Origin of the sequence: Paraburkholderia sp. BCC1885 (genome assembly GCF_900996235.1) — a bacterium.
GTDB lineage: Bacteria > Pseudomonadota > Gammaproteobacteria > Burkholderiales > Burkholderiaceae > Paraburkholderia.
This window is the reverse complement of record NZ_CAAJGM010000219.1, coordinates 104,707-119,193: the sequence shown is the minus strand read 5'-3', so window position 1 is coordinate 119,193 and position 14,487 is coordinate 104,707. Positions and strand designations below refer to the sequence as shown.

General features: G+C 63.5%; 11 protein-coding genes. 10 read left to right on the top strand and 1 reads right to left on the bottom strand.

Annotated features, from left to right (window positions below):
- Positions 1-7: 7 nt before the first annotated feature.
- On the bottom strand, positions 8-1,531 hold the full coding sequence (gene ilvA / locus FQ755_RS25130; protein ID WP_144157716.1) for a threonine ammonia-lyase, biosynthetic: 1,524 nt from the start codon (positions 1,529-1,531) through the stop codon (positions 8-10).
- Positions 1,532-2,052: 521 nt separating this feature from the next.
- Here ilvA and FQ755_RS25125 point away from each other — a divergent pair.
- From FQ755_RS25125 to aspS, 10 genes are all read left to right on the top strand, one after another.
- A complete protein-coding gene (locus tag FQ755_RS25125; protein WP_144157715.1) occupies positions 2,053-6,147 on the top strand; it encodes a DUF3683 domain-containing protein in 4,095 nt (1,364 codons plus the stop codon).
- Positions 6,148-6,181: 34 nt separating this feature from the next.
- A complete protein-coding gene (locus FQ755_RS25120; RefSeq protein WP_144157714.1) occupies positions 6,182-6,610 on the top strand; it encodes an HIT family protein in 429 nt (142 codons plus the stop codon).
- A 9-nt stretch (positions 6,611-6,619) separates the two neighbouring features.
- Positions 6,620-7,033 (top strand): gamma-butyrobetaine hydroxylase-like domain-containing protein, encoded by a 414-nt coding sequence (locus FQ755_RS25115; RefSeq protein WP_144157713.1) that lies wholly within the window; start codon positions 6,620-6,622, stop codon positions 7,031-7,033.
- 66 nt (positions 7,034-7,099) lie between these two features.
- Positions 7,100-7,831 (top strand): bifunctional demethylmenaquinone methyltransferase/2-methoxy-6-polyprenyl-1,4-benzoquinol methylase UbiE, encoded by a 732-nt coding sequence (ubiE, locus tag FQ755_RS25110; RefSeq protein ID WP_074300797.1) that lies wholly within the window; start codon positions 7,100-7,102, stop codon positions 7,829-7,831.
- A gap of 36 nt (positions 7,832-7,867) precedes the next feature.
- Complete coding sequence (locus FQ755_RS25105) at positions 7,868-8,905, top strand: Tim44 domain-containing protein (protein ID WP_144157712.1); 1,038 nt, start codon at positions 7,868-7,870, stop codon at positions 8,903-8,905.
- Between the two features lie 112 nt (positions 8,906-9,017).
- Positions 9,018-9,662: an SCP2 domain-containing protein gene (locus FQ755_RS25100; RefSeq protein WP_144157711.1), complete on the top strand. Its 645-nt coding sequence runs from the start codon at positions 9,018-9,020 to the stop codon at positions 9,660-9,662.
- Between the two features lie 15 nt (positions 9,663-9,677).
- Positions 9,678-11,255 carry a ubiquinone biosynthesis regulatory protein kinase UbiB gene (gene ubiB, locus FQ755_RS25095; protein ID WP_144157710.1) on the top strand — a complete coding sequence of 526 codons (1,578 nt, stop codon included), beginning with the start codon at positions 9,678-9,680 and terminating at the stop codon, positions 11,253-11,255.
- A gap of 173 nt (positions 11,256-11,428) precedes the next feature.
- The gene (locus FQ755_RS25090; RefSeq protein ID WP_144157709.1) at positions 11,429-11,809 is read left to right on the top strand and encodes an FmdB family zinc ribbon protein; all 381 of its coding nucleotides are present in this window, start codon (positions 11,429-11,431) and stop codon (positions 11,807-11,809) included.
- Positions 11,810-11,883: 74 nt separating this feature from the next.
- Positions 11,884-12,537, top strand: a complete 654-nt coding sequence (locus tag FQ755_RS25085; RefSeq protein ID WP_144157708.1) for a DUF502 domain-containing protein — start codon at positions 11,884-11,886, stop codon at positions 12,535-12,537.
- A gap of 71 nt (positions 12,538-12,608) precedes the next feature.
- On the top strand, positions 12,609-14,408 hold the full coding sequence (aspS, locus tag FQ755_RS25080; RefSeq protein ID WP_144157707.1) for an aspartate--tRNA ligase: 1,800 nt from the start codon (positions 12,609-12,611) through the stop codon (positions 14,406-14,408).
- The last annotated feature ends 79 nt before the right edge of the window (positions 14,409-14,487 follow it).

Here is a 14,487-nt window from a genome sequence, read left to right as displayed (position 1 = left end):
CGCGGGCTTAGGCGAGGAACAGCCGGTACACGGGGTTCACCGTCTCTTCCCAATGCGGATAGCCGAGCGTGGCAAGGAAGCGGACGAACGAGTCGTTCTCCGTGCTGGGCACCTGGATGCCCACGAGGATCGAGCTGTAATCCGCGCCCTGGTTCCGGTAATGGAACAGGCTGATATTCCAGTTTGGCGCCATCGACGACAAAAACTTCATCAGCGCGCCCGGCCGTTCCGGGAATTCGAAGCGAAACAGGCGTTCGTCGCGCGCGAGCGGCGAGCGGCCGCCCACCATGTAACGGATGTGCTGCTTGGAGAGTTCGTCGCCGGTCAGATCCACGGTGGCAAAGCCGTGCGCCTCGAAAATCCCCGCAATTTCAGCCGATTCGTTGCGATTGCGGATCTGCACGCCCACGAAGATATGCGCGGAGTTCGCATCCGCGATCCGGTAGTTGAACTCGGTGACGCTGCGAGTGCCGACCAGTTCGCAAAAGCGTTTGAAACTGCCGCGCTCCTCGGGGATGGTCACCGCGAACACCGCCTCGCGCGATTCGCCCACTTCGGCGCGCTCGGCCACGAAACGCATGCGGTCGAAATTCATGTTGGCGCCGGAGGTGACCGCGATCAGCGTCTGGTTCTCGATGCCCTCGCGTTCGGCGTACTGCTTGGCGCCCGCCACCGCCAGCGAGCCCGCCGGCTCCAGCACGCTGCGGGTGTCCTGGAACACGTCCTTGATCGCCGCGCACAGGGCGTCGGTGTTGACGATCAGCACGTCGTCGAGATATTCGCGGCACAGGCGGAAGGTTTCCTCGCCCACCAGCTTGACGGCCGTGCCGTCGGAGAAGAGGCCCACTTCGTTCAGCGTGACCCGTTCGCCCGCCTTCAGGGACTGCGCCATCGCGCAGGAATCGTCGGTCTGCACCCCGATCACCTTGATCTCCGGACGCACCGCCTTGACGTAAGCGGCAACTCCGGCGGCGAGGCCGCCACCGCCGATCGGCACGAAGATCGCGTGAATCGGCCCCTGATGCTGGCTCAGAATTTCCATGGCGACCGTGCCCTGGCCGGCAATCACGTAGGGATCGTCGAACGGATGCACGAAGGTCAGGTTGTGCTCTTCCTGCAGCTTGAGGGCGTGCGCATAGGCGTCGCTATACGATTCGCCTGATTGCACGACCTGCACCGTCGGGCCGCCGTGCGCGCGCACCGCGTCGACTTTCACCTGCGGCGTCGTCACCGGCACCACGATGATCGCCTTCACGCCCATGCGCGCGGCCGACAGCGCCACGCCCTGCGCGTGATTGCCCGCCGAGGCCGTAATCACGCCGCGTTGCAGCGCCTCGGCGGGAATATGCGCCATCTTGTTGTACGCGCCACGCACCTTGAACGAGAACACCGGCTGGTTGTCCTCGCGCTTCAGGTAAATCGGATTGCGCAGCCGTGCCGACAGATTCGGCGCATGCTCGAGCTCGGTCTCGCGGGCCACGTCGTAGACGCGCGCGGTCAGGGTTTTCTTCAAATAGTCGTGGGAAGCCATGCGGGTGGCGCGGTGCGCTATGTGAGACGGGAAAGGACAATGATAGCGCCAACGCCCCGCTCGCTGGACTCTACCGTTCGGCCAGCGTGTGTAACGGGCCCCGCCCGACCGGCCGGTCGAAGAATTCTGGACTCACCAGATGAAACATCTTTCGCCGTTCGCCTCGACAAAGGCCTGTTTTGAGGCGTTCCCGGCGTCAACGCGTGCACAGATCATGCGGTAGAATCCGATTTTGGAACAAGGATCGGAAGATGCACTGGCAGCCTCAGATCGCCCATTTGATGCCCACACCGCGTGAGTCTCGCCCCGCGGCGCAGCGGCACGTGTGTTGCGCACGATCGTGTAGCTGCATCTGAGCGCCGCGAAGCGGCCGGCGTGGATTGTCCGCCGGCAGGTGCTTCGCCCCACTAGAAGATTTCCAGAATTGCGCCCCACGCGCACCGTCAGCCAGCGCCTCTTCATCGTCACGCAACTTCGTCGATTAGTGAGCGCGCTTAACTGACCTACCGAGTCGTCCAAACATGAACGCACCTCAAGTATTCGACCCGCACGGAGCCGCCGTCGCGGTGGCCGCCGACCCTGAAGCGCGCCTGCGCGAAATTCCCTATAACTACACCTCGTTTTCCGACCGCGAGATCGTGATCCGCCTGCTGGGCAACGACGCGTGGAATGCCTTGGCCGAATTGCGCGCCGAACGCCGCACCGGCCGCTCGGCACGCATGCTGTACGAAGTGCTCGGCGACATCTGGGTGGTGCGCCGCAATCCTTACCTGCAGGACGACCTGCTCGACAATCCGAAGCGCCGCGCGCTGCTGATCGAGGCGCTGCATCATCGTCTGTCGGAGATTGAGAAACGCCGTCGCGCCGACCTGACCGCGCACGGCGACGAGGCCGGCGTCGATCGCGCCGCCCGCGTCGAGACGCTGGTGGTGGCCGCGCGCCGCGCTGTGGACGACTTCGCCAACGAATTCGACAAAACCGCTGAACTGCGCCGTCGCGCTACAAAGGTGCTGGGTCGCGTCACGCAGAAAGACAACATCAAGTTCGACGGTCTGTCGCGCGTGTCGCATGTGACCGACGCCACCGACTGGCGCGTCGAATATCCGTTCGTCGTGCTGACGCCGGACACCGAAGCCGAGATCGCCGGCATGATCAAGGCCTGCTTCGAACTCGGTCTGACGGTGATTCCGCGTGGCGGCGGCACGGGTTATACGGGCGGCGCGGTGCCGCTCACGCCGTTCTCGGCCGTCATCAACACCGAAAAGCTCGAACAGCTCGGCGCGGTCGAAATGACCGACCTGCCGGGTGTGCCGAACAAGGTCGCGACCATTTTCTCGGGCGCGGGCGTCGTCACGCGTCGCGTAACGGAAGCTGCCGAGCAGGCGGGTTTCGTGTTTGCGGTGGATCCGACCTCGCTCGACGCTTCCTGCATCGGCGGCAATGTCGCCATGAACGCAGGCGGCAAGAAGGCCGTGCTGTGGGGCACGGCGCTGGATAATCTCGCCTGGTGGCGCATGGTCGATCCGGAAGGCAACTGGCTCGAAGTCACGCGGCTTGACCACAACATGGGCAAGATCCATGACATCGAGGTGGCCCGTTTCGAACTGAAGTGGTTCGACGGCGAATTCGCGCCCGGCGAAAAGCTGCTGCGCACCGAAGCGCTCGACATCAAGGGCCGCGTGTTCCGCAAGGAAGGCCTCGGCAAGGACGTCACGGATAAATTCCTCGCCGGCCTGCCGGGCATCCAGAAGGAAGGCTGCGACGGTCTGATCACGTCGGCGCGCTGGGTGCTGCACAAGATGCCCGCCCATACGCGCACCGTCTGCCTCGAATTCTTCGGCCAGGCGCGCGACGCGATTCCGAGCATCGTCGAAATCAAGGACTACCTGTTCGAGACGTCGAAGCAGGGCGGGGCGATTCTCGCCGGCCTCGAACATCTCGACGAGCGCTATCTGCGCGCGGTCGGTTATGCGACCAAGAGCAAGCGCAACGCGTTTCCGAAGATGGTGCTGATCGGCGATATCGTCGGTAACGATGCGGATGCGGTGGCGCAAGCCACCTCGGAAGTCGTGCGCATGGCCAACGGCAAGAGCGGCGAAGGCTTCGTCGCGGTGAGCGCCGAGGCGCGCAAGCGCTTCTGGCTCGACCGCAGTCGCACGGCCGCCATTGCGAAGCACACCAACGCGTTCAAGATCAACGAAGACGTGGTGATTCCGCTCAACCGCATGGGCGAGTACACCGACGGCATCGAGCGCATCAACATCGAACTGTCGATCAAGAACAAGCTGCAACTGCTCGACGCGCTCGAAGCGTTCTTCAAGGGCGGCAAGCTGCCGCTGGGCAAGAGCGACGACGCCAACGAAATCCCCAGCGCCGAACTGCTGGAAGACCGTGTGCAGCACGCGCTCGATCTGCTCAAGGGCGTGCGCGCGCGCTGGGAATTCCTGCGCGACAAGCTCGACCTGTCGTTGCGCGAGGCGCAGCACTATATGGTTCAGCTCGGCTACGAAGGACTCGCGGAGAAGTTCGCGGACCGCGTCGATGGGCAGCCTGGCGTGACGGTCTTCGACGTGACGCAGGACCGCACGGTGCGGGTGTCGTGGAAGCAGGAAGTGCGCGCCGAATTGCGGCAGATTTTCAGCGGCGGCGAATTCAAGCCGATCCTCGAAGAAGCCCAGGCCATCCACAAGCAGGTGCTGCGCGGCCGCGTGTTCGTGGCGCTGCACATGCATGCGGGCGACGGCAATGTTCATACGAACATCCCCGTCAACTCCGACAACTACGAGATGCTGCAGGACGCCCACACGGCGGTCGCGCGCATCATGAAGCTGGCGCGCTCGCTCGACGGTGTGATTTCGGGCGAGCACGGCATCGGCATTACCAAACTCGAATTCCTGACGGAAGATGAGATTGGCGAATTCCGCAAGTACAAGCAGCGCGTCGATCCGCACGGCCGTTTCAATGCGGGCAAGCTGCTCGAAGGCGCGGATCTGCGCAACGCCTACACGCCGAGCTTCGGGCTGATGGGCTATGAATCGCTGATCATGCAGCAGAGCGATATTGGCGCGATTTCCGAGTCGATCAAGGACTGCCTGCGTTGCGGCAAGTGCAAGCCGGTGTGCGCGACCCACGTGCCGCGCGCCAACCTGCTGTACAGCCCGCGCAACAAGATTCTCGCCACGTCGCTGCTGGTGGAGGCATTCCTGTACGAAGAACAGACGCGCCGCGGCGTGTCCATCAAGCACTGGGACGAGTTCAACGACGTCGCCGATCACTGCACGGTCTGCCACAAATGCGTGACGCCGTGTCCGGTGAAGATCGACTTCGGCGACGTCACAATGAACATGCGCAACCTGCTGCGCAAGATGGGCAAGAAGAAGTTCAACGCGGGCAACGCGGCCGGCATGTTCTTCCTCAACGCCACCAATCCGCAGACCATCAACCTCGCGCGTACCGCGATGATGGGCGTCGGCTACAAGGCGCAGCGCCTCGGCAACGACGTGCTGAAGAAGTTCGCGAAGAAGCAGACGGCGCATCCGCCGGCTACCGTCGGCAAGCCGAAGGCGGTCGAGCAGGTGATCCACTTCATGAACAAGAAGATGCCGGGCAATCTGCCGAAGAAGACGGCGCGCGCACTGCTGGACATCGAAGACAACAAGATCGTGCCGATCATCCGCAATCCGAAGACCACCACGGCGGATACGGAAGCGGTCTTCTATTTCCCGGGCTGCGGCTCCGAGCGTCTGTTCTCGCAGGTGGGTCTCGCGACCCAGGCCATGCTGTGGGAAGCGGGCGTGCAGACGGTGCTGCCGCCGGGTTACCTGTGCTGCGGTTACCCGCAGCGCGGTTCGGGCCAGTTCGACAAGGCCGAGAAGATCGTCACCGATAACCGCGTGCTGTTTCACCGCGTCGCCAACACGCTGAACTATCTCGACATCAAGACGGTGGTGGTGTCGTGCGGCACGTGCTACGACCAGCTCGCCGGTTATGAATTCGAAAAGATTTTCCCGGGCTGCCGGATCATCGACATTCACGAGTTCCTGCTCGAAAAAGGCATGAAGCTCGACGGCGTCAACGGCATGCGCTACATGTATCACGACCCATGCCACACGCCGATCAAGACGATGGACCCGGTCAAGCTCGTCAATCAGTTGATGGGCTCGGAGAAGGACGGCTACAAGATCGAGAAGAACGATCGTTGCTGCGGCGAATCCGGCACGCTGGCGGTGACGCGTCCGGACATCTCGACGCAGGTCCGCTTCCGCAAGGAAGAGGAAATCCGCAAGGGCGCGGCCAAGCTGCGGGGCATTCCGCTGGTGGCCGAGGCGGGCGCGAACGGCATTAACCCGGCCAATGCTTCGGCCGGTGCGGCGGGTGCGCCGGATGGCTCGGTGCTCAAGGCCGGCGACGGCCCGACGCCGAACGGCGCCACCGAAATCAAGATTCTCACGAGCTGCCCGTCCTGCCTGCAAGGGCTGTCGCGCTACAACGAGGACGCCAATATCGAAGCGGATTACATTGTGGTGGAAATGGCCCGTCACGTGCTCGGTGAAGACTGGATGGCGGACTACGTGCAGCGTGCGAACAATGGCGGAATCGAGCGCGTGCTGGTTTAATGGCACGACTGACGATTTCTGCCTGAGGACGACGATGGACTGTGTATTTTGCCGTGAAGATGGCGGCGACGTGCTGTGGCAGGACGATGCACTGCGCGTCGTCCTCGCCGACGAACACGATTACCCCGGTTTCTGCCGGGTTATCTGGAACACGCATGTGGCCGAATTCTCGGATCTCACCGAGACCGAGCGCGACCGGGTGATGCGCGCGGTGTACGCGGTCGAGCGCGCCATGCGGCGCATCCTGCAGCCGGTCAAGGTGAATCTGGCGAGCCTCGGCAACCAGGTGCCGCATGTGCACTGGCATGTGATTCCGCGGTTTTCGAACGATGCCCATTTCCCGCTGCCGATCTGGGCGCCGCGCCAGCGCACGGTGTCGGAGGCGCTGCTGTCGCAGCGGCGTGCGCAGGCCACCTTGCTGCGCGACGCGGTAAGGCATGAAATCGAACTAAGTCTGGGCTGAGGTCACAACATGAGTGGACTGACTCGCGACACGCCGGTGCCGACCGGCGTGGTGGTACACGCCAAATCGCACGTTCTTGAACTGCAATACGCAAACGGCGAATCGTTTCGCGTGCCGTTCGAACTGCTGCGCGTGTATTCGCCGTCGGCGGAAGTGCGCGGCCACGGGCCGGGGCAGGAGACGCTGCAGACCGGCAAGCGCGAGGTCACCATCACCTCGATCGAGGGCGTCGGCAACTACGCGCTGCAGCCGACTTTCTCGGACGGCCACTCTACCGGCCTCTATTCGTGGGATCTGCTGCACGACATCGCCACCCGCCAGGATGAACTCTGGCGCGAATATCTCGACAAACTGGCAGCGGCCGGCGTCGACCGTGACGCTCCCATGGTTGCATCCGGCGCCCCGCACGGCCATTGTCACTGATACGATTCGGCCTACTGCCGCGTTGATGCGGCGCAACAATCCAGAATACGCGAAAGGACGAACGCGATGAGCAAAACCCACTTCGGCTTTCAGACAGTCGACGAACAGGAAAAAGCGCAGAAGGTGGCGGGCGTGTTCCACTCGGTCGCAGCCAACTACGACCTGATGAACGACCTGATGTCGGGCGGGTTGCACCGGGCGTGGAAGATCTTCACGATCGCCCAGGCGAACGTGCGGCCGGGCTACAAGGTGCTCGATATTGCGGGCGGCACGGGCGATCTGTCGAAGGAATTCGCCAAAAAGGCGGGCCCGACCGGCGAGGTCTGGCATACGGACATCAACGAATCCATGCTGCGCGTGGGCCGCGATCGTCTGCTGGACAAGGGCATCATTACCCCGGCGCTGCTCTGCGACGCGGAGAAAATTCCTTTTCCGGACAACTACTTCGACGTGGTGACCGTGGCGTTCGGGCTGCGCAACATGACTCACAAGGACGTCGCGCTGGCCGAAATGCGCCGCGTGCTGAAGCCGGCCGGCCGCCTGCTGGTGCTGGAATTCTCCAAGGTGTGGGATCCGCTGAAAAAGGTCTACGACGTCTACTCGTTCAAGGTTCTGCCGTGGCTCGGCGACCGCTTCGCGAAAGACGCCGAGAGCTATCGCTACCTGGCGGAATCGATCCGGATGCACCCGGACCAGGAAACTTTAAAAACGATGATGGAACAAGCGGGCCTCGACGGCGTCAAATATTACAATTTGTCAGCTGGTGTAGTAGCTTTACACGTGGGGACCAAATACTAGGGTCCCTAACCCGTCGTTTTTAAAGGAATTTTCATCATGTCCGATTCGCGTTTGTTATCTTCCCGTAATGTTAAAGGGGCGTTGGCGAGGAGAATCGGACTGGCGGCGATGGTCGCGCTGATCGCGTTCGCCACCGTCGCCTCGCTCGACGCCGAAGCGCGGCGCATGGGCGGCGGCCGCAGCATCGGCCGCCAGCAGTCCAGCACCATGCAGCGCCAGACCACGCCGCCGGCTCAGTTGCCCCAGCAGTCGCCCCAGCAGTCGCCGCAATCCGCGCAAGCCGCTCAGGCGCAGCGTGCGCAACCGGCGCCGACGGCCGCGCCTAACCGCTCGCGCTGGCTTGGGCCCATCGCCGGTCTGGCCGCGGGTCTGGGTATCGCCGCGCTGCTGTCGCACTTCGGGATGGGCGAGGCCTTTGCCGGCGCCATCGCCAATCTGCTGGTGATCGCCGCCATCGCCATGCTGGCCGTCTGGCTGATCCGCCGTTTCGTGGGCCGCAAACGTGATGCGTCGACGCCGGCTTATGCGGGCAGCGCGCCGAGCCTGAATACTGGCCGCGATCATTACTCGCAGGAACCCGGCTTTACGCAGGCGTCGTCCGCAGCCGGTTCGTACCCTTCATATCTCGACCCGCAAGGTGTAAGCGGCACGGCGGCGCCTGCACGGCAAGCGGCGCCGAACGTGCCGGCCGGCTTCGATTCGGACGCCTTCGTGCGCAACGCCAAGGTCTACTTCGTGCGCCTGCAAGCGGCGTGGGACGTGGGCAATATCGCGGACATCCGCGAATTCACGACGCCGGAAATGTTCGCCGAAGTGAAAGTGGACCTCGACGCGCGCGGCGCGCAGGCCAATCTCACCGACGTGGTGCAATTGAACGCCGAGTTGCTGGGTGTCGAAGACCACGGCAGCGAATCGGTCGCCAGCGTGCGCTTCTCGGGTCTGATGCGCGAAAGCTCGGGCGCGCCGGCCGAGCCGTTCGTCGAAATCTGGAATCTGTCGAAGTCCACACGCCCCGGTGAGGGCTGGTTGCTCGCCGGCATCCAGCAGGTCGACCAGACTTCGTCCGCGCATTAACGTTCGCCTCGCACATTGGCCGTTCGGCCGACTAAGCCGGAAAGCGAACGGACGTTACAATAGGAACCCGCGCGGGCACCTCGCCCGCGCGGGTTTTTTCTTGCCACTTTCAATGACCCTCGCCGCCAAGCCCTTCGCTGCTGCCGTCAATCACCTGCTCGCCCGCGAATCGTGGGCCCGCGAGCGCCTCGCGCCCTATGCCGGCAAGACTGCCAGGCTGTCGTGCCCGCCTGTCGATCTGATTCTGCTGGTTCAACCGGACGGTTATCTGGCCGCGGTCGACGAAGCGCAGGCGCAGCAGTTCGACGTCACGCTGTCCGTGCCGCCCGACGCGGTGCCGGCCTTTGTGCAGGGCGGCCAGGCGGCGGTGATGAAGCACGTGAAGATCGAGGGCGACGCGGAATTCGCCACCGCCATCGCCAAACTGGCCGAGCATCTGCGTTGGGAGCCGGAGGAGGATCTGGCGCGGCTGATCGGCGACGGTCCGGCCTGGCGGGTCGCCACGGTGGCGCGTTCGGTCGGCGAGCACGCGCGCCGTACCGGGCGCAACCTGCTCGACTCGGTCGCCGAATACCTGCTGGATGAAAATCCGCAACTGGTGCGCCGCGCCGCGCTCGCCGAGTTCAATGCCGAACTCGCCCGCGCCCGCGATGCGCTGGCGCGCGTCGAAAAGCGCCTCGAGCGCCTTGAACAGAAGGTCGAAGCCCGCGGCGCCAGTGCGCCGGGCGGCGCCGCCACGTCGCGCGGCACGCGCTAGTCACCGGGCTCAACCATGCGTTTTCTGCGTTTCCTCAAGATTTTCTTCACGGTCATCCGCTTCGGTCTCGATGAGATGATGCTGAGCCGCGTCAACGACCGCCGCGTGCGGTTGTTGCTGCGCATCACCACCATCGGCCGCAAGTTCCACCAGCCGCCGGGCGTGCGGCTGCGTCTCGCGCTCGAAAGCCTCGGGCCGATCTTCGTGAAGTTCGGCCAGGTGCTGTCGACGCGGCGCGACCTGCTGCCGGTCGACATCGCCAACGAACTCGCCAAGCTGCAGGACCAGGTGCCGCCGTTTCCGTCGGACGTGGCGATCGGCCTGGTCGAGAAGTCGCTGGGCGCGCCGGTGGACGTGCTGTTCGACGACTTCGAGCGGGTGCCGGTGGCGAGCGCGTCGATTGCGCAGGTGCACTTCGCCAAGGTGAAGGCCGGCCAGCACGCCGGCAAAGCGGTGGCGGTGAAGGTGCTGCGGCCGAACATGCTGCCGGTGATCGACTCCGACCTGGCGCTGCTGCGCGACATCGCCGTGTGGGCCGAGCGTCTGTGGGCCGACGGCAAACGTCTGAAGCCGCGCGAAGTGGTCGCCGAGTTCGACAAATATCTGCACGACGAACTCGACCTGATGCGCGAGGCCGCCAACGGCAGCCAGTTGCGCCGTAATTTCGCGGGCCTCGATCTGTTGCTCGTCCCCGAGATGTACTGGGAGTTCTGCACGCCCACCGTGCTGGTGATGGAGCGCATGGTCGGCGTGCCGATTAGCCAGGTGGAGACGCTGCGCGCCGCGGGCGTGGACATTCCGAAGCTGGCGCGCGAAGGTGTCGAGATATTCTTCACCCAGGTGTTTCGCGACGGCTTTTTCCATGCCGACATGCACCCCGGCAATATCCAGGTGAGTCTCGATCCGGCGCATTTCGGGCGTTATATCGCGCTCGACTTCGGCATCATCGGTGCGCTCTCGGACTTCGACAAGAACTACCTCGCGCAGAACTTCCTTGCCTTCTTCAAGCGCGACTACCACCGCGTCGCCACGCTGCATCTGGAATCGGGCTGGGTGCCGCCCACCACGCGCGTCGAGGAACTGGAGAGCGCGATTCGCGCCGTCTGCGAGCCGTACTTCGACCGCGCGCTGAAAGACATTTCGCTGGGTCAGGTGCTGATGCGCCTGTTTTCCACGTCGCGCCGCTTCAACGTCGAAATCCAGCCGCAACTGGTCTTGCTGCAGAAGACCATGCTGAACGTCGAAGGGTTGGGGCGCTCGCTCGATCCGGAACTCGATCTGTGGAAAACCGCCAAGCCATACCTCGAACGCTGGATGAACGAGCAGATTGGCCTGCGCGGCTGGTACGAGCGTCTGAAGATCGAAGCGCCGCAGTGGAGCAAGACGCTGCCGCAACTGCCGCGACTGATCCATCACGTGCTGGCGGAACGCCACGAGGGCCAGCGTGGCGCCAGCGACGACATGATTCGCCAGATCCTGCTGGAACAGAAGCGGACCAACCGGCTGCTGCAAGGCTTGCTGCTGTTCGGCATCGCGTTGGGAATCGGCGCGGTGCTGGCGCGGGCGTGGCTCGCGCTGGCGTATGGCGGCTAGGGTGGCGAGGCGGGCAATCGGCGTTTGTCACTTGATCCTGCGCCGCGCGCCCTCATTTAAGTGGACGGTGCCTGGGTCTGCCGCGTGCGCCCCAAAATCCAGGGGCGGACATTGTTTGCGGCTATAATTCAAGGCTTTGCAAGCGTTTATCAGATTACTGTAGGGAAAAGATCATGCCGATCTACGCTTATCGCTGCGAGTCATGCGGCTTCGGGAAGGACGTGCTTCAGAAGATGAGCGACGCCCCGTTGTCGAAGTGCCCTGAGTGCGGGAAAGAAACCTTTCGCAAGCAGGTGACCGCGGCCGGGTTCCAGTTGAAGGGTTCGGGCTGGTATGTGACCGACTTCCGCGGCGGCAATGGCGCAAAGAGCGCTGCGGCCCCGGGCGGCAGCACTGAAGCAGCGCCGGCCAAGAGCGAAGGCGGCGGCGCTGCCGCCGGCACGTCGTCCGAAGGTGCGGCCGCCGGTTCCACGAGCAGTTCTTCGAGCACGGCCGCAGCGCCGGCGGCGCCGGCAGCGGCGCCCTCCGGCAATAGCGGCTCCGGCAACGCCTAGTTAGCGTCGCCGCCTCGCGGGGGCGGCACACTCGCCACCATCGGCCTTGCCGGGGTGGCTTTCTGGCGACACACATGACGACGAAAAAAGCGACGCTCAAATCGGTGTTTCTGACTGGCCTGCTGGTGCTGGTGCCGTTAGCCATCACCTTGTGGGTGCTCGGTCTGATCATCGGCACGATGGATCAGACGCTGCTCCTGCTGCCGGAGTCGTGGCAGCCCGAGCGGGCGCTCGGCTTCCGTCTGCCAGGCCTCGGTGCGGTGCTGACGCTGGCGTTCATCTTCATCGTCGGGCTGTTGACACAGAACTTCATCGGGCAAAAGCTCGTGAAGTGGTGGGAATTGCTGGTCGGCCATATCCCGGTGGTGGGGCCGATCTACACCAGCGTCAAGCAGGTGTCGGATACCTTGCTCTCCAGTAGCGGCAATGCGTTTCGCAAGGCGCTGCTGATCGAGTATCCGCGCAAGGGTTCTTATACGATTGCGTTCCTGACCGGGATTCCGGGCGGCGACGTGGTCAACCACCTGAAGGAAGACCACGTCAGCGTGTATGTGCCGACCACGCCGAATCCGACGTCCGGTTTCTTCCTGATGGTGCCGAAGAGCGAAGTGGTCGAACTCGACATGACAGTCGATGCCGCGCTCAAGTACATTGTCTCGATGGGCGTGGTGGCGCCGTCCGCGACGCCGGCGCAGGTGCGCCGCTCCACCATCGAGCCGCCGATGTAATGCCGGCGCGCATTGTTTCAGTTTCATGAGCTGCGCGCCGTTCAACTAATGCAAAACGAAAGACAAACATCATGTCGATGCGATCTGAATACTGCGGTCTGGTGACCGAAGAACTGTTGGGCCAAACCGTGTCGCTGTGCGGCTGGGTGAGCCGTCGCCGTGACCACGGCGGCGTTATCTTCATCGACCTGCGCGACCGCGAAGGCCTCGTTCAGGTCGTGTGCGACCCGGATCGCGCGGAGATGTTCGCCACCGCCGAAGGCGTGCGCAACGAGTTCTGCGTGCAGATCAAGGGTGTTGTGCGCGCCCGCCCGGAAGGCACCACCAACGCGGGCCTCAAGAGCGGCAAGATCGAAGTGCTGTGCCACGAACTGACCGTGCTCAACGCGTCGGTCACGCCGCCGTTCCAGCTCGACGACGACAACCTGTCGGAAACCACGCGTCTCACGCATCGAGTGCTCGACCTGCGCCGTCCGCAGATGCAGCACAACCTGCGTCTGCGTTACCGCGTTTCGATCGAAGTGCGCAAGTATCTGGATTCGCTGGGCTTCATCGACATCGAAACGCCGATGCTCACGAAAAGCACGCCGGAAGGCGCGCGTGACTACCTCGTGCCGTCGCGTACCAATGCCGGCCAGTTCTTCGCGCTGCCGCAGTCGCCGCAGCTGTTCAAGCAGTTGCTAATGGTCGCCAACTTCGACCGCTACTACCAGATCGTCAAGTGCTTCCGCGACGAAGACCTGCGCGCCGACCGTCAGCCGGAATTCACGCAGATCGACTGCGAAACCTCGTTTCTGACGGAACAGGAAATCCGCGACCTGTTCGAAGCCATGATCCGCCACGTCTTCAAGGTGACGATCGGCGTCGAACTGGACGAAAAGTTCACGGTGATGCAGTACTCGGAAGCCATGCGCCGTTTCGGTTCGGACAAGCCGGACCTGCGCGTGAAGCTCGAATTCACCGATCTGACCGACGCGGTCAAGGACGTCGACTTCAAGGTGTTCAGCACGCCCGCCAACACCAAGGACGGCCGGGTTGCGGCGCTGCGTGTGCCGAAGGGCAGCGAACTGTCGCGTGGCGATATCGACAGCTACACGGAATTCGTGCGCATCTACGGCGCGAAGGGTCTGGCCTGGATCAAGGTCAACGAAGTCGCCAAGGGCCGTGACGGTCTGCAAAGTCCGATCGTCAAGAACCTGCACGACGAAGCGGTCAAGGCCATCATCGAGCGCACCGGCGCGCAAGACGGCGACATCATTTTCTTCGCGGCGGATCGTGCGAAGGTCGTCAACGACAGCCTCGGCGCGCTGCGTCTGAAGATCGGCCATTCGGAATTCGGCAAGGCCAACGGCCTCGTTGAAACCGGCTGGAAGCCCCTGTGGGTGGTGGACTTCCCGATGTTCGAATACGACGAAGAAGAAAACCGCTACGTCGCCGCGCATCACCCGTTCACGAGCCCGAAGGACGAGCACCTCGAGTATCTGGAAACGGATCCGGGCCGCTGCCTCGCCAAGGCCTACGACATGGTGCTGAACGGCTGGGAAATCGGCGGCGGTTCGGTGCGGATTCACCGTGAAGAAGTGCAGAGCAAGGTGTTCCGCGCGCTCAAGATCAACGCGGAAGAAGCACGCGCCAAGTTCGGCTTCCTGCTCGACGCGCTGCAATACGGCGCGCCGCCGCACGGCGGGATCGCGTTTGGTCTGGACCGCATCATCACGATGATGGCCGGCGCCGATTCGATCCGCGACGTGATCGCGTTCCCGAAGACGCAGCGCGCGCAGGATCTGCTCACGCAGGCGCCGAGCGAAGTGGACGAGCGCCAGTTGCGCGAGTTGCACATCCGTCTGCGTCAGCCGGAAGCGAAGGCTTAACACGTAAGAGACAAGAGACGAGGCGGCCCGAAGGACTGAAGGCCAGCCGGGCGGTTCATCGAGCCGCTACCGCAGCAAC

What these genes read in the sequence shown, in the direction of transcription:
- ilvA (WP_144157716.1), bottom strand. Translation starts at nt 1,531, where the DNA reads ATGGCTTCCCACGACTATTTGAAGAAAACCCTGACCGCGCGCGTCTAC.
- FQ755_RS25125 (WP_144157715.1), top strand. Translation starts at nt 2,053, where the DNA reads ATGAACGCACCTCAAGTATTCGACCCGCACGGAGCCGCCGTCGCGGTG.
- FQ755_RS25120 (WP_144157714.1), top strand. Translation starts at nt 6,182, where the DNA reads ATGGACTGTGTATTTTGCCGTGAAGATGGCGGCGACGTGCTGTGGCAG.
- FQ755_RS25115 (WP_144157713.1), top strand. Translation starts at nt 6,620, where the DNA reads ATGAGTGGACTGACTCGCGACACGCCGGTGCCGACCGGCGTGGTGGTA.
- ubiE (WP_074300797.1), top strand. Translation starts at nt 7,100, where the DNA reads ATGAGCAAAACCCACTTCGGCTTTCAGACAGTCGACGAACAGGAAAAA.
- FQ755_RS25105 (WP_144157712.1), top strand. Translation starts at nt 7,868, where the DNA reads ATGTCCGATTCGCGTTTGTTATCTTCCCGTAATGTTAAAGGGGCGTTG.
- FQ755_RS25100 (WP_144157711.1), top strand. Translation starts at nt 9,018, where the DNA reads ATGACCCTCGCCGCCAAGCCCTTCGCTGCTGCCGTCAATCACCTGCTC.
- ubiB (WP_144157710.1), top strand. Translation starts at nt 9,678, where the DNA reads ATGCGTTTTCTGCGTTTCCTCAAGATTTTCTTCACGGTCATCCGCTTC.
- FQ755_RS25090 (WP_144157709.1), top strand. Translation starts at nt 11,429, where the DNA reads ATGCCGATCTACGCTTATCGCTGCGAGTCATGCGGCTTCGGGAAGGAC.
- FQ755_RS25085 (WP_144157708.1), top strand. Translation starts at nt 11,884, where the DNA reads ATGACGACGAAAAAAGCGACGCTCAAATCGGTGTTTCTGACTGGCCTG.
- aspS (WP_144157707.1), top strand. Translation starts at nt 12,609, where the DNA reads ATGTCGATGCGATCTGAATACTGCGGTCTGGTGACCGAAGAACTGTTG.